At 57.6% G+C, this 23,283-nt stretch carries 22 protein-coding genes; 5 read left to right on the top strand and 17 right to left on the bottom strand.

The annotated features are described in order from the left end of the window. Positions 1-7: 7 nt before the first annotated feature. From rbsK to RGB73_RS23100, 13 genes are all read right to left on the bottom strand, one after another. On the bottom strand, positions 8-925 hold the full coding sequence (rbsK, locus tag RGB73_RS23040; RefSeq protein WP_310765081.1) for a ribokinase: 918 nt from the start codon (positions 923-925) through the stop codon (positions 8-10). 15 nt (positions 926-940) lie between these two features. After that, positions 941-1,933, bottom strand: a complete 993-nt coding sequence (locus RGB73_RS23045) for a LacI family DNA-binding transcriptional regulator (RefSeq protein ID WP_310765083.1) — start codon at positions 1,931-1,933, stop codon at positions 941-943. Between the two features lie 258 nt (positions 1,934-2,191). Next, positions 2,192-3,364, bottom strand: a complete 1,173-nt coding sequence (nagA, locus tag RGB73_RS23050; protein ID WP_310765087.1) for an N-acetylglucosamine-6-phosphate deacetylase — start codon at positions 3,362-3,364, stop codon at positions 2,192-2,194. A 57-nt stretch (positions 3,365-3,421) separates the two neighbouring features. Continuing rightward, positions 3,422-3,916: a GNAT family N-acetyltransferase gene (locus tag RGB73_RS23055; RefSeq protein WP_310765089.1), complete on the bottom strand. Its 495-nt coding sequence runs from the start codon at positions 3,914-3,916 to the stop codon at positions 3,422-3,424. Positions 3,917-3,928: 12 nt separating this feature from the next. Continuing rightward, positions 3,929-4,999 (bottom strand): NAD(P)H-dependent flavin oxidoreductase, encoded by a 1,071-nt coding sequence (locus tag RGB73_RS23060; protein ID WP_310765090.1) that lies wholly within the window; start codon positions 4,997-4,999, stop codon positions 3,929-3,931. A 30-nt stretch (positions 5,000-5,029) separates the two neighbouring features. After that, a complete protein-coding gene (locus tag RGB73_RS23065) occupies positions 5,030-6,061 on the bottom strand; it encodes a VOC family protein (protein ID WP_310765091.1) in 1,032 nt (343 codons plus the stop codon). A 207-nt stretch (positions 6,062-6,268) separates the two neighbouring features. Beyond that, complete coding sequence (locus tag RGB73_RS23070) at positions 6,269-7,054, bottom strand: DeoR/GlpR family DNA-binding transcription regulator (protein WP_310765092.1); 786 nt, start codon at positions 7,052-7,054, stop codon at positions 6,269-6,271. 129 nt (positions 7,055-7,183) lie between these two features. Further along, on the bottom strand, positions 7,184-8,305 hold the full coding sequence (phnW, locus tag RGB73_RS23075; protein WP_310774493.1) for a 2-aminoethylphosphonate--pyruvate transaminase: 1,122 nt from the start codon (positions 8,303-8,305) through the stop codon (positions 7,184-7,186). A 42-nt stretch (positions 8,306-8,347) separates the two neighbouring features. Beyond that, on the bottom strand, positions 8,348-9,145 hold the full coding sequence (gene phnX, locus RGB73_RS23080; protein ID WP_310765093.1) for a phosphonoacetaldehyde hydrolase: 798 nt from the start codon (positions 9,143-9,145) through the stop codon (positions 8,348-8,350). Further along, positions 9,146-10,855 carry a putative 2-aminoethylphosphonate ABC transporter permease subunit gene (locus tag RGB73_RS23085; RefSeq protein WP_310765094.1) on the bottom strand — a complete coding sequence of 570 codons (1,710 nt, stop codon included), beginning with the start codon at positions 10,853-10,855 and terminating at the stop codon, positions 9,146-9,148. It lies immediately after the preceding gene. Beyond that, positions 10,852-11,913, bottom strand: a complete 1,062-nt coding sequence (locus RGB73_RS23090; RefSeq protein ID WP_310765095.1) for an ABC transporter ATP-binding protein — start codon at positions 11,911-11,913, stop codon at positions 10,852-10,854. The genes RGB73_RS23085 and RGB73_RS23090 overlap by 4 nt, the downstream gene beginning before the upstream one ends. Positions 11,914-11,934: 21 nt before the next feature. Further along, complete coding sequence (locus RGB73_RS23095) at positions 11,935-13,005, bottom strand: putative 2-aminoethylphosphonate ABC transporter substrate-binding protein (protein ID WP_310765096.1); 1,071 nt, start codon at positions 13,003-13,005, stop codon at positions 11,935-11,937. A 136-nt stretch (positions 13,006-13,141) separates the two neighbouring features. Continuing rightward, positions 13,142-15,244 carry a helix-turn-helix domain-containing protein gene (locus tag RGB73_RS23100; protein ID WP_310765097.1) on the bottom strand — a complete coding sequence of 701 codons (2,103 nt, stop codon included), beginning with the start codon at positions 15,242-15,244 and terminating at the stop codon, positions 13,142-13,144. Positions 15,245-15,389: 145 nt separating this feature from the next. Between RGB73_RS23100 and RGB73_RS23105 the strand changes: the two genes are divergently transcribed. The 3 genes from RGB73_RS23105 to RGB73_RS23115 all read left to right on the top strand — a co-directional run bounded on the left by RGB73_RS23105 (position 15,390) and on the right by RGB73_RS23115 (position 18,419). Continuing rightward, positions 15,390-16,619 carry an MFS transporter gene (locus tag RGB73_RS23105; RefSeq protein ID WP_310765098.1) on the top strand — a complete coding sequence of 410 codons (1,230 nt, stop codon included), beginning with the start codon at positions 15,390-15,392 and terminating at the stop codon, positions 16,617-16,619. 41 nt (positions 16,620-16,660) lie between these two features. After that, entirely contained in the window at positions 16,661-17,842 is a 1,182-nt protein-coding gene (locus RGB73_RS23110) for a M20 metallopeptidase family protein (protein ID WP_310765099.1), read from the top strand. Positions 17,843-18,005: 163 nt separating this feature from the next. Beyond that, positions 18,006-18,419 carry a MerR family transcriptional regulator gene (locus RGB73_RS23115; protein WP_310765100.1) on the top strand — a complete coding sequence of 138 codons (414 nt, stop codon included), beginning with the start codon at positions 18,006-18,008 and terminating at the stop codon, positions 18,417-18,419. A gap of 17 nt (positions 18,420-18,436) precedes the next feature. On the opposite strand, the gene RGB73_RS23120 is transcribed toward RGB73_RS23115, so the two are convergent. From RGB73_RS23120 to RGB73_RS23135, 4 genes are all read right to left on the bottom strand, one after another. Further along, the gene (locus RGB73_RS23120; protein ID WP_310765101.1) at positions 18,437-18,589 is read right to left on the bottom strand and encodes an imine reductase family protein; all 153 of its coding nucleotides are present in this window, start codon (positions 18,587-18,589) and stop codon (positions 18,437-18,439) included. A gap of 63 nt (positions 18,590-18,652) precedes the next feature. Next, complete coding sequence (locus RGB73_RS23125) at positions 18,653-19,600, bottom strand: NAD(P)-dependent oxidoreductase (protein ID WP_310765102.1); 948 nt, start codon at positions 19,598-19,600, stop codon at positions 18,653-18,655. Between the two features lie 146 nt (positions 19,601-19,746). Beyond that, positions 19,747-20,451 carry an aspartate/glutamate racemase family protein gene (locus tag RGB73_RS23130; RefSeq protein ID WP_310765104.1) on the bottom strand — a complete coding sequence of 235 codons (705 nt, stop codon included), beginning with the start codon at positions 20,449-20,451 and terminating at the stop codon, positions 19,747-19,749. Positions 20,452-20,595: 144 nt separating this feature from the next. Then, positions 20,596-21,459: a methyl-accepting chemotaxis protein gene (locus RGB73_RS23135; RefSeq protein WP_310765105.1), complete on the bottom strand. Its 864-nt coding sequence runs from the start codon at positions 21,457-21,459 to the stop codon at positions 20,596-20,598. Positions 21,460-21,833: 374 nt separating this feature from the next. Here RGB73_RS23135 and RGB73_RS23140 point away from each other — a divergent pair, with 374 nt between their 5' ends. Both RGB73_RS23140 and RGB73_RS23145 read left to right on the top strand, forming a co-directional pair. Then, on the top strand, positions 21,834-22,757 hold the full coding sequence (locus tag RGB73_RS23140) for a TIGR01777 family oxidoreductase (RefSeq protein ID WP_310765106.1): 924 nt from the start codon (positions 21,834-21,836) through the stop codon (positions 22,755-22,757). Positions 22,758-22,820: 63 nt separating this feature from the next. Beyond that, positions 22,821-23,003 (top strand): hypothetical protein, encoded by a 183-nt coding sequence (locus RGB73_RS23145; RefSeq protein ID WP_310765107.1) that lies wholly within the window; start codon positions 22,821-22,823, stop codon positions 23,001-23,003. The last annotated feature ends 280 nt before the right edge of the window (positions 23,004-23,283 follow it).

Here is a 23,283-nt window from a genome sequence, read left to right on the forward strand (position 1 = left end):
GCTCCCCCTACTCTGCGGTGAATTCCTCAACTTGTGCGAGGGTCGGCATGCCTGCTTGCGCGCCGAGCTTGGTTACGGCAAGCGCTGCCACTTTGGTTGCGAATGCCACTGCATCGCCTACTGCGGCTCCGCTGGCCAGCGCGTAGGAAAATCCGGCATTGAAGGAATCTCCCGCACCTGTCGTGTCGACCACGGTCACCCGGTGGCATGGGACTGAGCCGGATTCGCCTTGCGCCGTCAGATAAGCGGCCCCTTTGGAGCCCAACGTCGTCACGACGGTGCCTACCCCTTTTTGCAGCAAGGCTGTCATCGCCTCTTCCAGCTTCGCATCTGCTCCGGTCTGGGCCAGCAGGTAGAGCTCGGACTCGTTTGGGATGAGCACATCCACATTCCGCAAGAGCTCGTCCGGCAGTACGCGAGCCGGTGCCGGGTTGAGGACGACGGTCTTGCCCAGCTCCTTCGCCTTGGCAGCGGCGTACACTACCGTCTCCAGCGGGATTTCCAGCTGCAGGAGGACGACGTCAGCCTGGGCGATCTTCTGTTCAAAGAGGTCGATGTCGGCCGGTGTGACCTGCCCGTTGGCCCCGGCGACGAAGATGATCTGGTTGTCTCCCTGGGACAGCACGATCGAGGCGATGCCGGTGTGGATGTCCGCCAAGGTTTTGACCGCTTCCATGTCGATGCCTTCCTGCTTCAGCGCAGACAGCAGCTCTCCGCCGAAGGCATCGCCGCCAACCGCGCCAAGCATCGCTGTTTTCGCTCCCAGACGGGCCGAAGCTACGGCCTGGTTGGCGCCCTTTCCCCCCGGGATAAAGTGGACCTGATTTCCTTGAACGGTCTCGCCCATTTGCGGCGGACGATCCGCCTCGACGACGAGATCCATATTCAAACTGCCGATAACGACAACCTGTGGCGTTTTTTTCACGTGTTCTCTCTCCTTTTACCGTCTCGTGGAATCCCGGACGATCAATTCCACGTCCAATTCGTACAGCCTGGCTTCCGTGACGCCTGATTCGATCTTCTCGATCAGGACTTTGGCGGCCAGAGAGCCCATGTCATAGTTCGGCTGCGCGACCGTGGACAGCTCCGGCTGGGTAATTTCCGTCAGGCTGATGCCGTCAAAGCCGATCAACGCCACGTCTTCCGGAACGCGCACGCCCATCTGGTAGAGCCCTTTCAGCGCGCCGATTGCCATCAGGTCATTGCCGCAAAAGATTCCGTCCACGTCGGGATGCTTGGCAAACAGCTCTTTTACAGCCGCCAGCCCGCCGTCCATCCGGAAGTGCCCCGGCACCATCAGGCTGGGCGTGTACCACGGAAAGTGGAGCACCGACTCTTCGTAGCCGAGCATCCGCTTTTTGGCGGTAATCAGCTCCTGAGGCCCGTAGATATGGGCGATCTTTTTGCAGCCGAGCTCGAGAAGGTGCCGGACAGCCAGCTTGGCTCCCTCGTAGTTGCGGGAGCGGATGACGCTGCACGATTGCCTAGTCGGCGCCCGGTCCAGCACCACGAGCGGGATGTTGTTCCGATGCATCTGCTCGACGTCGTCCTGGCCCAGCGTGTTGGACGCGAAGATGATGCCGTCGATGTATTTTTTTCGCAGCATCTCGATGTACGAGCGTTCCTTTTGTCCCTGATCGTCCGAGTTGCACAGGATGACCGTAAAGCCGTGCTGCTTCGCGACGTCTTCCACGCCCCTGGCGATCTCGGGAAAAAACGGGTTGGCGATATCGGGCAGGATGAGGGCGATCGTCCCTGTCTGCTTCCCCGCCAGCCCTCGCGCCACCGCATTCGGCTCGTAGTTGAGCTGTTCGATCGCCCTCGCGACCTTTTGCTCTGTATCCTTGTTGACGTATCCGTTTTTGTTGAGGACCCGTGATACCGTAGCTACGGAGACCCCCGCCAGCTTGGCTACGTCCCGAATAGTCGCCATGCCTGTTTCACCGACTCTCTTATGTGTAACCGGTTACACATCCTCCCAAAAAAGTGAATGATCGAGGACGTCATTCATGTGTAACCGGTTCCATGTTTGATTTCACTATACTCCCGCAGAAAAAAATCTGTCAAGGCTTTCTGTTCGGTTCGTGTAAAAGAAATTGCTGGAGGGGATTCTACCGCGGCAAATGGACCCAAGCAAAAAGGCAGCCTAAACGTCGCCGTTTAGACTGCCTTGTTTTTTCTTCCTGCCTGTTCAAGCCTGTCCGGCGCGATAAACTTCCTTCCCGGCCACAAAGGTCGACTGCACCGTAAAATCTTTGCCAAGCACGACGATGTCCGCATCAAAGCCTGCTGCCAGACGGCCTTTGCGATCAGCGATGCCGAGGATCGTCGCCGGAGTGAGAGAGGCCATCTCCACAGCTTCCGGCACGGGCACGCCGCTCAAGGTCACCATGTTGCCCACGGCTCGGTTCAAGGTCAAGATGCTCCCTGCCAGCGTCCCGTCTGCGAGCTTGGCTTCCGCTCCGTGGACGTGCACTTCCTGGCCGCCCAGATCGTAGGACCCGTCCCCCAAAGCAGCCGCGCGCATGGAGTCGCTGACCAGCGCGAGCTTGCCCGCCGATTTCACCCGGTACAGTATTTTCATGACGGCCGGGTGCACATGGATGCCGTCCGCGATCAGCTCCGTGCTCAGCTGCTCGTGGTACATCGCGGCTCCCACCACGCCGGGCTCGCGATGATGCAGGCCGGTCATGGCATTGAAGCAGTGAGTGAAATGGCGAACGCCGGCATCGACCGCGTCTGCCGCCTGGGCAAAGGTCGCACCCGTGTGCCCGGCCGATACGACGACGCCTCGCTCCTTCAGCCAGGCGATCGCCTCAAGCGCTTCCGGCTGCTCGGGCGCGATCGTGACGACTTTGATCAAGCCGTCTGCCAGCTCGTACAGCCGTCGTACTTCCTCCAGCTTTGGCAAGGCAATATTTTCTTCTTTTTGTGCTCCTTTATAGCGCGGATTGATCCACGGCCCTTCCAGGTGGATGCCGGCGACCTCTGCACCCGGCAGTCCTGCCCGGCTGTTTCGGGCGATGTTTTGCAGCACGGTCTCCAGCTGCGCGTATGGAGCCGTCATGGTCGTCGCCAAAAAAGCCGTGACCCCAAATCGCGTCAATGCGCGTGAGATGGACTGAAGCGATTCGGGCGTGCCGTCCATCGTATCGTGACCTTCGATGCCGTGCATGTGCATATCGACAAAGCCCGGGCAGATCCATCCGTCGCCTGCTTCGATGATCTCTTCAGGCAAGCTTCCCGTATACGCATCTGCGTCGCCCGCGTACTGGATCGATCCGTCCACTGCGACGACCAGTGCGTTTTCGATCGCCTGCCCGTCCACAATAGCCGTCCCTTTCAAGGCAATTGCTTGATTCATGTTGATTCCCTCCGTTACCTGCCTGTGTACAGCTCCCAGCCATTCGCTGCCTCTTCGCTATTCCTCCAGTCGTTTTTCCAGCTCCAGCTCATCGCGCAGCGGAATCCCGTCCTCACCGACCAGAGGAATGGACGGCTTCGCCTTCCTCGCCATATCGACTGCACGGCGGTGGACGCAGGCGAGCTCGTACCCGCGCTTTTGGTAGAAGCGCAGCGCGTTCAGATTGTCATTGGTCGTCAGCAGCCAGATGCGGGTCACCTGGTTCTGGCGCGCCTCTTCCTCCGCCGCCTTCATCAAAGCGGTGCCGATGCCGAGCCCTTCCCGCAAGCTGTCCAGGGACACGATTTGCCGCTCCCCCGCCGCGTCACAGTAAGTAAGAAGCCCGACCACGCGGCCATCCTCCCAGGCGGCAAACCCAGGCAATTCTCCACAATTGAACTGCTGGTTTCGCGCTCCGTACACCATCACCTGGCCGCCCCAGTGCTCCGCAAAAAACTCCGGCAGCCACATGCGGTCTTCCTCGCCAAGCCTGCCGATCTTCCATTGGCTCATGGTCCTCTCCTCCTAGCACATGCCGCGGCATACCCGTTCGGTCTCTGCTACCAGCTGCCGCACGAGCTCTCCCGCGCTGACTTCCCTGCTGAGCGAAGCGGCCTGGCCTGCCCACATGGACAAGTACTCGCCTTTTCCCTGCTTGGCGGCTGCCGAGCGGATGTCCCGAGTAAGGGCGTTCTGGACAGGGTACGGCGGCAGCTCGCTGTCGTGCGGATCCAAACGCCTCATGAATTCGTTCTCGATCCCTCTGGCCGATTTGCCGGAAAAGGCGCGGGTGATCACGGTCCCCTCGTCGCTCGCTTCCCGGATAGCGCGCTTGTGCTCTGGATGGGCTCCGCTCTCCCCGCAGGTCAAAAAGGCGGTTCCCAGCTGTACGGCCCCGGCGCCCAATGCAAACGCTGCGGCAATTCCCCGACCGTCCATGATTCCTCCCGCAGCAATCACGGGGATCTTTACCCGATCGACGATCTGCGGAACCAGCGCCATCGTACCTACGAGATTGCTGGGGGAATCCGGCAAAAAGGAACCGCGGTGTCCTCCCGCCTCGCTGCCCTGCGCCGTCACCATGTCGACCCCGCTCGCTTCCAGCGCCACAGCCTCCCGTACCGTCGTAGCCGTACCGATCACCGTCGTGCCCAGACGCTTCAGCTCCTCCAGCCAGCGCTGCTCAAGCACGCCAAACGTAAAGCTGAAGACGGGCACCTTCTCCTCCACCACAACGGCCATCTGCTCCTCAAACGGCTCCGTATAGCGAGTCACCACGGGATCCGCAGGAATGCCAAGCTGCTCCCGGAACTCGTTCATCACCTTGGCCACAGGAGCAGCGACGGGCTGGCTCGCGTCAAATGGCTCCGGGATGAAAAGGTTGATCCCAAACGGCTTGTCGGTCAGCTCCCGGATCGCCCGGATCGCATCGCGGATCTGCCCCGGGCTCATATACGCCGCGCCCAGGGTGCCGAGACCGCCGGCAGCGGAAACAGCGGCAACCAGTTCCACAGTCGTCGGACCGCCGGCCATCCCCGCTTGAATAATGGGCCATTGTATCTGCAATCGAGCTGTGATCGGATTGTCCTTCCACATGTTCCATCCCACTCCCTTGTTTGGTAGATGCTATTTTTGCTCCCGGCGAACCAGATCGAGAAAATGCGCCAGCACCCGTGCCGTCATTCCCCAGATCACACGCCCCTCCACTTCGTAAAACAAGTGCTCCACCGTACCGGATCGCCACGGGTAGCGCTTGCCTCCGGGGATCAGGTGAAAAGGAAAATCCTCCTCGGGCTGCAGGAAGGTCGACGTGCAATGAACGGAGGGCTGCATGGACAGCAGCGTATCCAGCGGGATGATGAACACCTCGCCTACTTCATCCGGATTGGGCTGCATGTCCCGGATGCTGTCCAAATAGCCGACGAACGGAAAAATGCTCCCCCTTCCCGGCCCCAGCAAGATGTCCAACGCGCCGATGTAGCGGATGCACTCAAGGGAAAGCCCCAGCTCTTCGCTCGTCTCGCGCCGCGCCGTAGCCCAGCGCGATTCATCACCTTCCTCCGAGCGCCCTCCCGGAAAACAGACCTCTCCCGCCTGACGCCGCATCGTGCTCGCCCGTTTCTCGAACAAAATCCCCAGGCGCCCATCTTCCATGTGTACCAGCGGCAAAAGAACGCTGAACGAACCGTACCGTTCGTCGCCCATGACGGCGGGCTCCCTTTTGCCTAGCAGACCCCGTATACGGGCGACGGTCGGATCGGAAAGCTCCTGTTCCTCCTGCTCGATCGGATTGGAGACTTCGATGAGATTGCCGTCCGGATCGCGCAAATAGACGGAGAGGATCGGTCCGGTCGCACCCGTCCGCCGGATCGGTCCCTCGACAATCTCCTCTCCGCAAGAGTGGATGTGGGCGACGACCTCATCCAGCGGCATCGACGTGAGAAAGCAAAGGTCAGCAGATCCCGGGACGGGATGCTGCGCCTTTGGTTCGAATTCATGGCCGGCCTGATGCAGATTGATTTTTTGCCGGCCGTACGCAAGCGCCCGGCGGCCGTTTCCGAAGGTGACCGCCTGCATCCGCAGAACGCGTTCGTAGAAGCCGATGGTCGCCTCGATATCCCGAACCGTCAAGACAAAATGGTCCAGACTGTCGATCATGTGCATCTCTCCCTGTATGTACCTTGGCTCCATTATAGCACTGTCCGGTTGTTCGGGAGGAGTTGCGGCAGAGTAAAGTACCTACGCAACGAACAGCGACGGTGCATGAGGAAGACGCGACGACCAGGGATTGACCTCCTCGTTCCGATCGGCTTGTGAAAATCTCGCAAAAAAACCGGCGCCTCCCTCGGGAAGCGTCCGGTCCGGTTATTCGGCGACCAGCCATGTGACATTGTGAGCCTGCAATTCCTTGGTCCAGTCATCGGGAGGAGTCGAGTCGCTGATGACGATGTCGATTTCCTTCAGCTCCGCGACTTTGCACAGCGTACTGATGCCGATTTTGGAGTGATCTGCCATGACAATGCTCTCGTTGGCGTTTTCGATGAAGCGTCTGGCCAGGACGGCGCGTTCCGGGTCGTAGCACGTCAGCCCTTTATGGACGAGGAGGCCGTCCACGGAGAGGAACGCCTTGTCCACGAAAAAGTCTTTCATCATCTGGTCGGCGAACGGGCCGCCTACCCGGTGATGCTTGGCGTTGACCTTCCCGCCGAGAAAGTACACTTCGGCCGACAGCAAACCGCCGTTTTGATACTCGATCAGCATGTTCAGAGCCGTAATCGAACAGGTCAGGATAGTCAAATCCTTTTTGGTGGACAAAAAGTGGATCATTTGCAGCGGAGTCGTCCCCTCGTCAATGACGATGGTATCGTTGTCCTGGACCATCTCTGCGGCAGCCCGGCCAATCCGTTTTTTCTCCTCGGCACGCATGACTTCGCGGCTCAGATGGGACGGCTCTGTCCGATCCAGATTCAGCTTGACCGCTCCTCCGTACACGCGCTTGAGCTTCTTTTCCATTTCCAGCTCTTCCAAATACCTGCGGATCGACTCGGAAGATACCTGCAGCTTCTCCACCAGCTCGTTGGTCCGCACCTTGCCGTTTGCGTTCACCAATTGCAAGATAATCTGTTTGCGCTCTTCCCCGAACAAAGACACGACGTGGGTCCCCCTATTGTTCTGCCGTTCATTTCTTACTTTGAATTGTAGAGGTATCGCTCCCTATTTCGCAAGAGAAAATCCGTTGTTTTATCTGTTTTTCGTTGTTTTTTCAGAAAATGCGCGCTGCTAGAAACGGCTTTTTTCCACCGCCGACAGCAGCCGCTCCACGTCCTCGGGGTACACCTCGCCGATATTGCCGATGCGAAACGTGTCCGCCTGCGAAATTTTCCCGGGGTAGATGACGAACCCCGCCTGTTTCAACCGCTCGTAAAACGCCGCAAAGGAAAATGCCCCGCCGTCCGGGTAATGGAACGACGTAATGAATGGCGATTGAAAAGCCTTCGGCAGCAAGGGGCGGTAGCCGAGGCGTACCATTCCGTCCTCCAAAATCTGCTGGTTCCGTAAGTAGCGCTCGTGGCGCTTGGCAATGCCGCCCTCCTCCTCCAGCTCCGCCAAAGCCTGGTGGAAGGCGTGCACCACATGCGTCGGAGACGTGTAGCGCCACTTTCCGTTTCTCTCCTCCATCGTCTCCCATTGGTCGTACAGATCCAGCGACAGCGTTCGGGCCTGGCCCTTGCACTTGCGCAGCTCGTCCGTTTTGGCGATGACGAAGCCGAAACCGGGCACGCCCTGGATGCACTTGTTTGCGCTGGAAATGAGGTAGTCGATGCGCAGCTCCTTTACGTCCATCGGGATGCCGCCGAAGCTGCTCATGGCGTCCACGATAAAGGTCTTGCCGAAGCGTTCGGCCACCTCGCCGATGCCCCCAATCGGATTGAGCATCCCCGTCGTCGTCTCTGAGTGGACAACCGCGACGTGGGTGATCGCCGGATCTTTTTCCAGCATCGCGGCGACAGGTGCTGCCGACACCGGAGCGAGCTCCCCGAAATCGATCACTTCGGTCGCAATCCCATGGACGCGGGCTATCTGCACCATCCGGTCACCGTAGGCCCCGTTGGTCAGGACGAGCAGCTTGCCGTCTGACGGAACGGCGCTGCTCAACACCGCTTCCACACAGAACGTGCCGCTGCCTTGCATAAGTACAGCCGTATAGTCCTCGAAGCTGGCCGTCGCCAGCCGAACCAGCTTGTTCCTGATCGTCTCTACGAGCTGATTGTAATCCCGGTCCCACGTGCACCAGTCCCGCAGCATCGCCTCCCTTACCCCGCTCGAGGTCGTCAGCGGCCCCGGGGTGAGCAGCAAATACGGATTTTCCCTCGCAGCCGCCCTCTCGGTGAAATTCGTCATCTGTCCCATTCCTCTCTTCTCCTGTTGCCTTCTGGCTGCAGCTTACGGCCTCTCTCCCGCTTCCAGCCGCTTCTCTATTTTCGCCAGCGCTTCATCGAGCCGTCCGATTTCCTCGATGACGTAGTGCGCGCCTGCCTCCCGCAGTCTCTCTGCGGCGCGCGAGATTTTTTCATGAAGCACTTCCTGGGGAAGCAGTCTTACTTCCTCCTGGGACAGTCCCAGCTCGCTCCCGCCTTTCAATACCCCGACGGTCCACATGCCAGCATTCCGGCCTTCTTTCATGTCGCTCGCGGTATCGCCGACCTTCACCATGGCGCTCAGCGGATAGCAGTCCAGCTGCATCGCATTTTGGAAACACATCCACGGATAAGGCCGGCCAGCCGGGACATCGCTCGGCGTCACCAGCACGTCCGGCGCGTAGCCTTGCTCCTCGCTTGCTGCTGCCACGACGTCCATCATCTGGCGCGTATAGCCCGTGGTGGAGCCGATCTTGATGCCTTTGGCACGAAGGCGGTTGGCGAGATCGACCGCTCCCGGCACCGGCGTCGCGTACTCGTGCAGCGTCTCCATCAGCAGCGGCTCGAAATCCGCGTACAGCTCTTCCACATCGCGTTCGTCCGGCATGCGTCCGTACTTTTCCTGCCAGAGCGCCGCCACCCGGTCCATGTCAAGCAACGCCCGGATGTGATCCCGCTTCAGCATCCCCATCGGCTCGCGTGCTTCCTCGACCGTCAGCTCGATCCCGCGCTTTTCGAATACCTGCAAAAAAACAGCCAGGGGAGCGAAGCATCCGTAATCCACCATGGTCCCTGCCCAATCCAAAACAACTGCTCGAATCATTTACGCCACCTTCTCCTTTTCCTGGCCCGCCCAGGCAGCGCGCTTGCGAATGGCTGCTATAGCCCATTCCGCTCCTGTGCGGGCGACGATGTTCAGACAGACGATCAATACCGACATAGCGGCTGCGGGCGCGACATCGCCGGCGTCGTCCATGTTCACGATGGAGACGGCAGCGAGCTTGAAATCCGCCGCGTACAGAAACACTACCGCCGAGACCGTCACCAGCGAATTGATGAAAAAGTAAACGGCCATTTCCATGATGGCAGGCGCACAGACCGGCACGGTGACCCGCCAAAACACTTTGGCCTGTGGGATGCCCATCGACTCCGCAGCCAGCTCAAACTCCGGATCCAGCTTTTTCAAAGCCGACGTTGCCGTGATGAACGCGACCGCGAAGAAATGTACGACATTGGCGAGGATGAGAATCCAGATCGTGCCATACAGGCCGTGAAACGGGTTTTGCGGATCGTTGAAAAAGAAAATGTAGGAAAGGCCGATGACCAGACCCGGCAAGGCCAAGGGCAGGATGGACAGGAAGTACCCGGCTTGCCGCAGCCCCTTCCACGCCTTCGTTTTTTCGATCACATAAGCCGCAGTGAACGTGGCGGCAGTGCCCAGGATGGCTGTCAGCAGCGAGACGAGTACGCTGTTCCATAGCGGACCCGCCCCCTCTCCGGCCACATGGGAAAAATCGTAGTGCTGCCATCCGAATCCGAGGTTGTACGGCCACACCTTGACGAAGGAAGCGAGCACCACCGCCGCCATGAGCAGCAGAAGAAAACCGCTCACAGCCAGGCAGAGGATGAAGAAAAAGGTATCGCGAGCTTTGTTTTCCTTTATGCGGTATGGCTTGGACTTGGCCGTGACTGCCGCGTGCTGCTTGCGTTCGACGATGCGGTCCACGATGAACGCGGCCAGCGCCGGGAGAATCAGCAGCAGTCCTACCGTCGCCCCCATTGTCATGTTTTGCTGTCCGATCACTTGCTTGTAAATGTCAGTCGCGAGGACCGAATATTGCCCCCCGACCACCTTGGGCGCGCCGAAATCCGTAAATGCCAGCGTAAAGGTGACGAAGCACGCACTGACAATCCCGTATTTGACGCTCGGAACCGTCACCGTCCAAAATTTCCGAATCGCGCCTGCTCCCAGCGTATCGGCAGCCTCGTACAGCTGATAATCCGCAAAAGCCAGAGAAACCGCCAGAATCAGGTACGCCTGCGGAAGGACGTAGACGACCTCCGCCAGGATAATGCCTACAGGACCGTACAGATCGATGTCCCACGAGAATGGCAGCAAACCGAAGATTCCCGTCGTGACCAGCCCCTGATTGCCAAACAGATAGGTCAACGCGATCCCGTGCATCATCGTCGGAGCAAACAGCGGCAGGAGCGCCACCGCCCGAAACGCCCGCTTTCCGCGGATTCCGCTGCGCGTCATGGCATAAGCGAACAAAAAGGCGAGCGTGACCGCCGCGGCTGTCGTAATCCCCGCGACGAAAAGCGTATTCGTCAGGGATTGAGACAGAGCCGGTGTGGAGAAGTACGCCGCGAAGTTGCCAAATCCGACGAAGTGACCGGTGCGGTCGTAGAAAGCTCTGGAAAAGAGCTGTATCAGCGGCAGCAGCACGCTCGTCAGAAGGGCGGCCACTACAAGCGCAATCAGCCCTTTTTGCAGCGTATCCTTCCCTCCCTTGATCACGGATGCTTTCATGGGCACCACCCCTGTTCCGTTGCGGCAGCTGCTTCGTCGCGTTCAAAGCGGAGCAGGTGATCTGCGGGCAGCTCCAGCCACACCTTTTGCTCCCTTCGGATGTCCAGCTTGCTCGCCTCGCCTGCCGGCAAATCGAGGAGCAGTCGTTCATCCTTACGCCCGCCGTCCAGCCAATCCAGATAGAGACGGTAGAACGCTCCGCGAAATTCGATTTCCCGAACCGTTGCGCCGATGCCATCGTCCGATTCTTGCGTCAGGAGGCGCAAATTTTCCGGGCGAATGGCAAAGAGCTCGCCGCCGCCAGACGATGCCGGATCGCTGCTTCCTCTACGGATGAAGTTGATTGCGCCGATGAAATCCGCGACGAACGGCGTCGCAGGCCGGTTGTAGATGGCCTGCGGCGTCCCGACCTGCATGACTTCCCCGTGGTTCATCACGACGATTTTGTCTGCCATCGTCAGCGCCTCATCCTGGTCGTGCGTGACCATCACCGTCGTCATTCCGAACGTTTCATGCAGCCTGCGAATTTCCAGCCGCAGCTTTTGCCGCACTTTGGCATCCAGCGCAGAGAGAGGCTCGTCCAGCAGCAAGACGTCCGGCGAAAGAGAAATGGCGCGAGCGAGCGCAATGCGCTGCTGTTGACCCCCGGAGAGCTGGGAGGGATATTTGTCGGCGGCATGCGACAGGTCGACCATCTCAAGTGCTTCCTCCACCTTCGCGGCGATTTCCCGCCTGGACAGCTTTTTCTGCTCGAGGCCAAACGCGATGTTTTGAGCCGCAGTCAAATTCGGGAAAAGCGCGTAAGACTGGAACATCATTGCGATATTTCGCTGCGAGGGCGGCAGGGAAGTGATCTCCCTGTTCCCTATCATCATCCGTCCCGTCGTCGGCTGCTCCAGCCCCGCGATCATCCGCAGCAGCGTCGTCTTGCCGCAGCCGCTGGGGCCAAGCAAGCAGACGAACTCGTTTTTGGCGATGTCGATCGAGATGTGGGTTAGTGCCGAAAACAGGCCGAAGCGCTTGCTTACCCCTTGAATCGAAACATACGATTGTGTCATGATGCCGTTTCTCCTCGCTGCTTACTTGGGCTCACTCTTGGTCGCGTACCGTTTTTCCCACTCGGCGAGCAATTTCTCACGATTCTCGGCAGCCTTTTTCAAATCAAGCGGCACGAGCTGCCTAAGCGGATCTACGGAGTACCCTTCCGGAAGAGGGGCTCCCTCCTGTTTCACGCTGACGATGGCGAAGTTCTGGCCATAGGCTTTCATCGCCTCGTCGGAGATGGCCCAGTCAAGAAACAGCTTCGCTTCGGGCTTGATCTGCGCTTTTTTCATCAAGGCATTGGCTTCGACGTCCCAGCCGGAGCCTTCTTTCGGAAAGACGACTTCAAGCGGCGCTCCTTTTTTCTTTTCCGCAATGGCACGGTAACCGAAGGAGATCCCGATCGGATATTCGCCTGACGCCGCCATTTTCGCCGGCTTGGAGCCGGAGTGCGTGTAGATGGCCATATTTTCGTGCAGCTTGTCCAGATACGGCCAGCCGTCCGTTTCGCCTTTCAACTGCATGACGCCGTTGATCGTCAACAGCCCCGTTCCAGAGGACGCGGGATTCGGCATGACGATCATGCCTTTGTATTCGGTCTTCGCCAGGTCTTCGTAGGAACGCGGGATGGGCAAGCCGCGCTTTTCCAGTTCTTTGGTGTTCACGGCAAAAGCGGTTTCCCACGCATCAATCCCGACCCAGTGGGCTGGCTCCTTGTCGTCCTTGAACTCGGCTGATACCTTCTCGATGCCTTTGGGCGAGTAGCCTTCCAGCATGCCCTGCTGATCGAGGACGAGCAGGCTGGTAGCCGCGGTCCCCCAGACGACGTCCGCCTGCGGGTTGTCTTTCTCCGCCAGCAGCTTGGCCGTGATGATTCCGGTCGAGTCGCGGACAATGTTGACTTTCACTTCCGGGTATTTTGCGTGGAAAGAGTCCAGGTACGTTTTGATCTGATCGTCTTCCAGGGCTGTATAGACGGTGATCTCTCCGGATGGTGCAGCCGCCGTGGCTTTCTGTGTGTTTGTTTGGGATTGTGGCGCCTGTCCACAGCCTGCCAGAACTCCGATCGACAAGATGGACGCAAGAAACGGATACTGCCACTTTTTCATGAGAATCTCTCCTCTGTGGGAAATGTTCATTTCCTGTTCTTACGTCCCATCTTACGGGGGGAATATTAAGGGAGTGTGAATGAACCGTTAAAGAAATGTTTTTCTGTGCATTTCGTTTGTTTTTCTTTGCGTTTCCCTATTCTTTCTTGCGCTGGTTGACGAACGTCTCCCGCAAATGGCAGGCTAGCTGAATTTTCAGGACATCCTCCGGCTTCTCCAGGGAGAGATTCAGCAGCTGCTCGATTTTTTTCAGCCGTTTGTACAGCGTATTGATGTGGATGTGCAGCAGTTCGGCCGTCCGGATCGCCGAGCTGCCTGTGGCGATATAGCGGAGCAAGGTGCGTTCCAGATCGTTTTGCTTCGCCTTCTGGGTCTGCAGCGGCCTGAACATCTCGTCCAGGAATGCCACCATCTCCTCGGTGGGCTGGTGCAAAAAGAGTCGGTTGATTCCCAGATCCTCGTAGCGCAGAAGGCCCCTATGCTTGCGCTCTGCCAGGTACTGGAGGGCTTTCCCGGCTTCGTCGTGGCTCTTTGCGATCGTACGGATCCCCTGCCCCGCCGTGCCTGCCCCCGCGCACAGCGGCAAACCTTCGCCTTCCTCCCACTCTGCCACCTCGTCCGAGACACGCTGACAGAGCTTGTCGATCTCCTCCCGCGTGGACAGCATCGCGAGCAGGGTCACTTTGTTGTGATAGCCGAACAGGAGATGCCTGCAAGTCCCGAGCCTCTTTTTGATCCGGGCGATGAGGCGGTGCACCTCTGCTTCCAGCTGCCTGAGATCCTGGGTGTGGCGAAAGGAGAAGAGGAAGACGATCATGTGGTCCTCCAGCCGCAGCCCCCATTCCTCCCCGCCCAGCTGCAGCAGATCCGGCTCCTTGCTCTCGACCAGCTCCCGGAAAAACTCGTGCGTTTTCTTGTAGTAGACATCGGTGAGCGACTGCTTTTTCACCAGTTCCAGCGCGAGTACCGCTCCGCCCTGCTCCAGCGCGATTTTGCCCAGCTCCTCCAGCGGTTTGTCCAGGACGGCGATCAGACAGCCGAGAAACACATGGCCGACGACGATCGGTGTCACGTGGTATTCCCGCTGCTCCTGGCCGGACATGCGTACGACGACCGGAGAGTGCCGCCGGGCAAACAACCGCGAGATTTCGTCCATGGAAAACAGAGGGGGCGACCCCTGCTTGCGCGAGTACCAGTTTCCCTCCAGAAAGTCGACGAACACGAGCGGCACGCCGATGATCTTGTCCAGTGCGGCGACGATTGCCTCCATCCCTTTGTTTTCCAAAGACAGGCGCGTCAACGTCTCGTGCACTTCATTGCGCTTGGACAGGTATTGGTTTTGCCCTTTCAGCTCTGCGAACAGCCGCGCGTTTTCGATGACGACGGCGGCCTGTCCGGCGAAGCCCTTGAGCAAATGGACGTCCCTCTCGGTGAGCGTCCCCTCCGTGTGGTTCTGGTGAATGATCATCGCCCCGATCGGCTTGTCGCCGACGGAAATCGGAGTCGAAATAATCCCTTTCACATGGGAAAAGTCATAGGACGACAGCAGGTACTGGAGGTTTTCTCGGTCGATGTTGTTCATCGCCCGGGCGATCTCCTCGCGGGTAAAGTAGATCCGCGGCTGCCCGTCCGCGAACGTCTTGCCGACGATGGCCTCCCCGACCTTCAGCCGGTAGCGCAGGACATTGTCGTTCAGGCCCACGGCTGCCCGATTGACGAGTCTGTCCGTTTGCGGGTCGTACATCGCGAGGATCCCTGTGTCCGCTGCCGGGATGACCTCGATCGCATTGTCCAGGATCTCTTGCAAGAGCTTGTCCAAATCGAGCGCAGAAGTGATTGCGCGGATGCCGCCGACCATTTTGGCCAGCTCGTTTTCCCGCTCCTGCACGATGCCTGACCAGTAGAGCTGATAGAACAGCAGATGCAGGTAGCGCAAGTCCGCTGCCGCAAGCTCGCAGGCCGTTTCCCTGAGGACGACGACCACCTGGTAGCCTTGCGGGTAGGCAAACCCGATCGCTGTCCCCTGCTCACCGGGGGTGACTGCATAAGGAGTCGATCTGCCGGGCTGCTCCTGCTTCGGGACCGGAGCGATTTTGCGGCCCGCTGCTTTCGGATTGCCGATCCGTCCCACGTGTCGAAACTCCCGATGATGGGGCTTGCGCTCCCAGATGTGCCCGGCCCAGCCTTCCCCCTTTTCCTGCAAATACGTCTGAAGCTGCTTGGTCACTTCGGCTGACAATATCTGTTCCCCCTCTAATACGGTAGAAAAACCTACACCAACAATCCAACAATTGTACAGAAACAAACATTGAAATACAATTTTCATTATTCTTATAATTTTCCATAATAGAATTTGCCATTTTCCCTACAAAGGAAGTGATTCCATGACACGAACGGCGGAAGAGCGCCAGAAGTACATCGTTTTGTCCATGCTCTTCATCGCGTGGCTGATCGGCAATTTGGACCGGATGGTCATCAACGTCGCGGTCATCCCCATCGTGGACGAGTTCTCCCTCGATCCGACGTCCCAAGGGCTGATCCTCTCCAGCTTCTTTGCCGGCTACGCCTTGATGCAGATTCCGGGAGGCTGGCTCGCCGACAAGTTTGGCGCAGCCAAGATCCTGACGATTTCCCTGTTTTTATGGTCCATTTTCACCGCGTTGACAGGCTCTGCCTGGTCTCTCGTCTCCCTGATCCTCATTCGGTTCTTGTTCGGTTTGGGAGAAGCGCCGTTCTCACCTTCCAGCGCCGTGCTGATCTCGGAGCATTTTCCCAAGGAGCAGAGGGGCCGCGCCCAGTCGACTCTGTTGTCGGCAAGCGTCATCGGCAAAGCGATTACGCCTGTGCTGGCCTCCGGCGTCATCGTCTGGCTCGGCTGGAGAAGCCTGTTTTTTGCCATTGGAGTGACAGGGATGGTCGTCGCGGTGCTCTGCCTGATTTACCTCAAGTCGCCTGTTCGGGACGCAGCGGCCAGCAAGAGCCAGCAAACCAAGGTTCCCTTGAAGACGCTGCTCAAAATGCCCTTGCTGTGGAGTCTCTTGCTCACGTCGTTCGGAATTTACTTCGTGACCTGGGGAATGGCGAGCTGGATGCCTACGTATCTCGTCAAGGTGCGCCATCTCGACCTGGTGTCCATGGGGGCGCTGTCGACTATTCCTTCCGTCACCAGCTTCCTCGCGATGCTCGCAGGCGGCGTGCTGCTGGACCGCTGGATGGCCGGCAGGGAGAAAGGTTTTGTTGCGGTGTGCGCCTTGCTCACCGGGCTGTTCATCTACCTGATGTTCAACGCCCCGTCCGTCGGAATGGTCGTGCTGTACGAGACTTTGAGCGGAATCACTGGCACCTTCATCGTCATCGCGGTCGGCTTGCAGCCGTTGAAGCGCTTCTCCCAGGAGGTCATCGGCACTGCGATGGGGATCGTCAACTTCGGAGGACAAGCAGCCGGCTTCGTCGCCCCGCTCTTGATCGGGATGACCGTCAAGGCATTTGGAGGTTCCTACACCGCCGCTCTCTGGATTCTCGTCTCACTCATGGTCGTCTGCGCCATCGCAGCCATGACCTGGCCGTCGGAGAGAAAGACTGCGGCCCAGCCCGCCGCTACTCCCGCCGGGTAAGTCCCTGCAAATAAGCCTATCTCGAAAAGGAGCGAATCAACATGCACAGCACACTATTTGCCAACTTGGAAGCACTCTATCCCGAACTGGTTACCCTTCGTCGCGATATGCACATGTACCCCGAGCTGTCTTTTCAGGAGGTGGATACGCCGCGGAAAATCGCCGAGTACCTGACAAAGCTCGGGCTGGAAGTCCGTACAGGCGTAGGCGGCCGTGGAGTTGTGGCCACGCTGCGGGGTGGGAAGCCGGGCAAAACCGTGGCACTGCGGGCCGACTTCGACGCGCTGCCGATCCAGGATGAGAAGGAAGTACCGTACAAATCCCGCATCCCAGGTGTCATGCACGCCTGCGGGCACGACATTCACACGGCCGCCCTGCTCGGCGTGGCTACCGTCCTTTCCGAAGTGAAAGACGAGCTCGCCGGCAATGTAGTCTTCCTGCACCAGTTCGCCGAAGAAGTCATTCCCGGCGGAGCCAAGCCGATGATCGAGGACGGCTGTCTGGAAGGGGTCGATGCCGTATACGGCGCGCACGTCGCTTCCCAGGCTCCCTTGGGCACGGTCGGCACAGGCATCGGCTATGTGACCTCTGCCTGCGATTCGTTTGACATCGAGCTGTACGGGAAAGGCGGACACGGTGCTATGCCCCATGCGACCGTCGATCCGATCGTCGCGGGCAGCCAGCTCGTCATGAACTTGCAGCAGATCATCAGCCGGCGCATCGACACCAAATACCGGACGGTTCTGACCGTCAGCTCGTTCGTTGGCGGCGGAGAGACGTACAACGTCATCCAGGACAAAGTCCACCTGAAAGGGACGATTCGCACGTTCGAGGAGGATGTGCGGGAAAAAATCAGACAGGAAATCGAATTGATCACCCGGACCACAGCCGAACAGGCGGGAGGCACTGCAAAATTTACCCTGACGCCGGGCTATCCGGCTACCTGGAATCACGAAGAGGACGCGCTCCGCGTGAAAAAGGTGGCGAAAGCCCTGTTCGGCGAGGAGAGCGTGCTCAGCCACGAGTATGGAATGGGCAGCGAGGACTTCGCCTACTATCTCCAGCACAAGCCGGGCGCCTTCTTCTTCGTAGGCGGCGGCAATCCTGAGCTGAACGCCGTCTATCCGCACCACCATCCCAAATTCGATGTAGACGAGCGCTCCATGCTGAACATCGGAAAGCTGTTCATCGGCATCGTCCTGGACTACCTGGCGGCTGAATAACGGCTTGCATTGCGGTACACCCTGCTCCGTTCCCCTCCTTTCTGAGGGAACGGGGCTTTTTGCTGTTGCCAAAGGCAGTTTGCGCATTTCTGGCTGTTCCGAAATTTTCCATCCTGCCTTACAATAAGTCTGGGTTCATTCACAAACGGGGAGGGTCATTTCCTTGAGAATCAGTGAATTGTCAAAGATCACCGGCGCAAGCGCCAGATCCATCCGACATTACGAAAAGAAAAACCTGCTATCATCCGTACGTCTGGAAAACGACTATCGTGTATTCGATCCATCGGCCATCGAACGGATTCGGATCATTCAACTGTACCTGGGTCTGGGGCTGACCACGGAGCAAATCGAGGAAATTCTGCAATGCGAGGACAACGGTCCGGACGACTATGCGTTTTGCCCAGAGATGCTCGGGATGTACCAGGAGAAGCTCGACCAGGTCAATCGGCAGATAGAGGCGATGGAAGTGCTGAAAGAGCGGTTGGAACGACAGATTCAGAAGACAGTGGAAAAACGCATCCACACAGCAAGCCCATCCGAAGCCAGTTCAAAAATGAAATCCCGGTCTGTTGGATGACCGGAATTTCTCTTTTGTTACATCGGCGTTGTTCGGAGAAGCTCTGCCTGGCGGGGAAAGCCCTCGTTTCCATATCCCGCGTCGATCGCCAGCTGTGCAATCGCTTTTGCCACGCTCAGCACACTGACGTCTATACCATTGTTCTTCAATGCCTGAATGACGTGCTCCATTCCAGCTGCTGCCCCATTGGCCCCATGCCAAGGACCGTCACCGGATTGCGTTTCGATGCGGTGTTACTTCCCATGAACAAGTCCACCGTTTTTCTTCAGCTCATCGAAAACGCGCGAAAAGGCATCAGCACCATGCCCTTCCTCTACCTTTTTCTTGGCGATGGCTTGGATCGGGACCAGCCAGTCGGGAGAAATCCCCAGCTCTCTGCTGGAACGGACGATGTTGTCGAGCGCGAGCTGATTGACCAGCATGTTGGATACGTCCGTTGAATAGTCGCCTTCGTCCAAGGCGCGTGCGGTATTCGGGTCCGCAAGCAATGGTACGATCAAATGCTGCAGCCAGTTCGTCACATACGGCAGAAATTCCGTCGCCGACACGTTGGCCGTGGAAAGCAAGGCTATGGCATGGAAATAGCTGTACCAGGCGCCATACATCATGGTGAGAAGGGCCAGATCGTACAGCAAGGGAACCCCGGTATCGGCGCTCAGATAGGTCGTGTGCCCACCCAACTGCTTCAGAAGCGGTTCGTGTGCATCGAAGACCGCCTTTTCGCCCCCGTAGAAGATCAAGGCATCCGGTGTCCCGATCATCGGCGGGATCGCCATAATGGCCCCATCCAAATAGTTAATCCCATGCTCGGCCGCCCACTCTGCAGTTCTGCGAGCCCCCTCCGGCGTCCCCGTAGTCAGGTTGACCAGCACCTTGCCTTTCAGTTCAGCCGTCAACGGATTGAGCAGATCATCCATGACGTCGTAAGTAGATACACAAACAACGATGACCTCGCTTGCCGCTATGGCAGATGCAAGCGTATGAGCGGGAGACGCGCCTTTTGCAACCAGACCTTCTGCCCTCCCGCTAGATCGGTTCCAGACCGTGGTCGGATAACCCGCTTTCAGGAATGCACCTGCCAAAGCCACCCCCATATTCCCCAGTCCGATGACGGAAACGGCTGTCAGGTTGTTTTCCAGGTCGGCGTCCTGGTGTCCAAACAATTCTTTCTCTTTCTCCATCAGTTTCTTTGCGCCCCTTTCTTTGTTCGGCAGTACGTTTCCTCCCAACTGTAAAGGCTGACACTAGTGTAAAGGTCAATAGGAGATCGGGGCGCAAACTGCAAAAAAAGAGCGCCAACTGCTATCGGCGCTCTCCTCTCTCTATGCTATTGCCGCTGCTTTTGCAAGGCGGCTTCCACCGCAGCGATGGCGTGAATCTCGGTCGTATCGTACACTGGCACCGGACAGTCCGCTTGGGTGATGAGCAGCCCGATTTCCGTGCAGCCGAGGATGATCGCCTCTGCTCCCTCCCGGATCAGCGCGGCAATGATCTCCTGGTACTCCCGCTTCGATTCCTCGCGAACGATGCCCCGGCACAGCTCCTCGTAGATGATCGTATGAACAGCCTGCCTCCCCTGTTCATCCGGGATCAGCACGTCCAGTCCGTGCGCTTCTCGCAATCGTCCTGTGTAAAAATCTTGCTCCATCGTAAATCGTGTAGCCAAGAGCCCCACTCGCTGATGACCGTCCGCCTTGATTTTCGCCGCTGTCGCATCCGCGATGTGCACGAAGGGCAGGGCGGTCGCCGAAGTAATGGAAGAAGCCAGCTTGTGCATCGTGTTGGTGCACAGCACGATCAGGTCGGCGCCCGCCGCTTCCAGACTTCTCGCCGCTTTCGCCATATGCTCGCCCGCTTCCTCCCATTTCCCCGCATGCTGCAGCTCCTCGATCTCGGCGAAGTCGACGGAATACAAGATGCACTTCGCCGAATGCAGACCGCCCAAACGATCTCTGACTGCCTCGTTTACTAACCGGTAATAGACGTGGGAGGATTCCCAGCTCATCCCGCCGATCAGGCCAATTGTTTTCATGCTCCTTCCTCCCTCGCTTGCAAATATCTTTCTATCCTTACTTTTTCTCTCCATCTAAAGCTTTGTCCTGCACGTTGAGCCAAACGCCTTGCCGCTACTTTCAGCCCACCCGCATATCCCCCGTCAATCGATGTCCGTTTCGTTTTAAATCGAGGATGCCAATTGTTTGGTAGTCGTCGCGATTTGATTATAGGCCGCTTTCAATTCTTCAATCGCTCTCGAATTTTTCGAGATTTGCTCGTTGATTTCTTCCATGCTCCGCATCATCAAGGAGACGGATTTTGCTATATCCGTCAATTGACCTGAAATGTCTTCCGCTGATTCCTTGCTGGAGCTTGCCATCTTCCTCACCTCATTCGCGACAACCTCGAACCCGCGGCCATGTTCACCGGCTCGAGCAGCCTCGATAGCGGCATTCAAACCTAGCAAATGGGATTGTGCTGCAATTTCTTTGACAATGCTTGTCACGGATTGGATACTTTTTACCTGATCCGTTACCGCTTCCGCTTCCGTATTCAGCTTGGTCATATGGCTTACAATCAGTTTCGAGGCTCCCAATACATGATCGGTGCTGGCAGTCATCTCTTCAACCATTGCCATCAACTCTTCCGTGCTTTGCTGAAAAACCGTTTCTCGTTTCGTGATATCCGTCGCGATCTTGACGACCGCTTCCACGTTGCCATTCTCCATAACAGGCATATACGTTGCTTCCAGTGTCAGTCTTCGCCCATCCTTCGAAACCCGCACGATCTTTTCCTGAGAAGCTTTCCCCTCACGCAAACCGTTCCACAAGTTCACATACGCTTTACTCGACACATAATCAGGCAAGCAAAACCTGCTATGATGAAGCCCGACCATTTCATCTGCCTCATATCCCATGGCAGAAGCGAATTGTTGATTCGCCCAAATAACCTCTCCTCGGGTGTTGAACATAATCATGGCCAAATGGCTTTGAATCGACGATAAAACCGCAAGATTTCGAGCCGTCATGGTTTGCATTTCTTGCATGTTCCTCTCCCTTTGTACCGTGCTTGTTCATTCACATAAATCGGAACCGTTTCTAAGCAGCGTGTTCCCCGTGCCATCACGATGTATCCGATTTCGCATTCGTTATCATCCAAATTCGATAAATGGGACCAAGCATGAATCTTTGGTATTTTATCATTGCAATCTGAACAATTTCTCGACAAAATTCGCCTTCTTTCCCCATCGCCAATGGTTCAAGTTTGCCTCTTCTGTCTTTCAGGATGCAATACCCACCTGCCAAGGGCGGAACACCCGGAAAGTACCCTACCCATTTCCTGTTTGTTCCAGTACAATAGATCTCGGGAATCCCGGATCAATCCAAAGCAACAGCGTGGGACGAAGGAGGGGATGATAGGGTGGGCAAAAAAATCGTACTGGCCGGCGGCTCCGGCTTCCTCGGAAAGGCCTTGGCCGAGCATCTGGCAAACATGGGCTTTGAAGTGGTGATCTTGACACGCAGCGCTTCCCGGAGCGGTCCATCCATTCGCTACGTGCAGTGGGACGGGGCCACGCTCGGCGATTGGGCGCAAGAGATCGACGGGAGCTACGCCCTCGTCAACTTTACCGGAAAAAGCGTAAACTGCATGTATACGCAAAAAAACAGGGAAGAGATCGTTCGCTCCCGGTTGGACTCTGTTCGTGTCCTGACCGATGCCGTGCTGGCCTCCGAGCATCCTCCCCAAGCCTTTATTCAGGCGGGTTCGCTCGCCATTTTTGGGGATACCGAGCAGGAGTGCGACGAACAGGCTCCGCACGGCACAGGATTTTCGGTTCGTGTCTGCCAGCTGTGGGAGGAGGCCTTTTTTGCGCGGGAGCTGCCTCAGACGAGGAAAGTCATGCTGCGCATCGGCTTCGCCTTGGGGAAAAACGGCGGCGCACTCGAGCCGCTCGCCAAGCTCGCGTCCATGGGCTTGGGAGGAACTGTCGGGAGTGGCAGACAGTACATCAGCTGGCTGCATATCGACGACTTGAACGAGATGTTTCTGTTCACAATCGAGAATGAAAAGATTAGCGGCGTCCTGAACGCCACAGGGCCGCGGCCGGTGACCAACCGCGAGTTCATGGCAACCCTGCGCAGCGTGCTGAACAAGGGCTGGGCCCCGCCTACGCCCGCTCCTTTCGTCTGGCTGGGCGCCTATCTCGTCATGCGGACAGATCCTGGCCTCGCACTTACGGGACGCAACTGTGTCCCCGCGAAGCTGCTCGAAAGCGGATTTTCCTTTGCCCATACGGATTTGGAAACGGCGCTGCGCGATTTGCTCGCGCCCGCTAAAGAATAGACGAAAAATCTCTGCACGAATGTCCGAGTAGAAAACACTTTCTCCCTAAAAGGAGGCGTCAGGATGACGTTGTGGATGTTTGCCGGGATTGCCATCGGCGGGATATTGCTGTTCGGGGTAGCATACGAATTCTTCTCGCGGCGCTCCAAAAGGAAGACTCCCCAGAAGCCGGGGAAGTACGATCAGGTGTACATGGAGCAGGTCCTGCAGGATACGCGGGATACAGTAAACAGAGGAGATCTGTGAACATTGGATTCACTTGGTATACAGCCAAAAGAGCCAAACTCCCGTAAGGAGCCTGGCTCTTTTTCATCCACCTGTCGCATCATTTGGCACGACGCTTCCGCATCCCCTGTCTCCTGGTTTTCGCGTTTGCGTGTTTCCGGATGCTCCTTTTTTTCTTCCCCTTTGCCTTCTGGTTGCTCTTGGCGCTTTTGTTGAAAGCAACAGACCCTTTTCCTCCGCCAACGGCATGCTGCTGCTTGGTATTGGCGCTTTCGATGGCGCAAGAAAACTCGCATAAGAA

This window comes from Brevibacillus brevis (genome assembly GCF_031583145.1).
GTDB classification, from domain to species: Bacteria; Bacillota; Bacilli; order Brevibacillales; family Brevibacillaceae; genus Brevibacillus; species Brevibacillus brevis_E.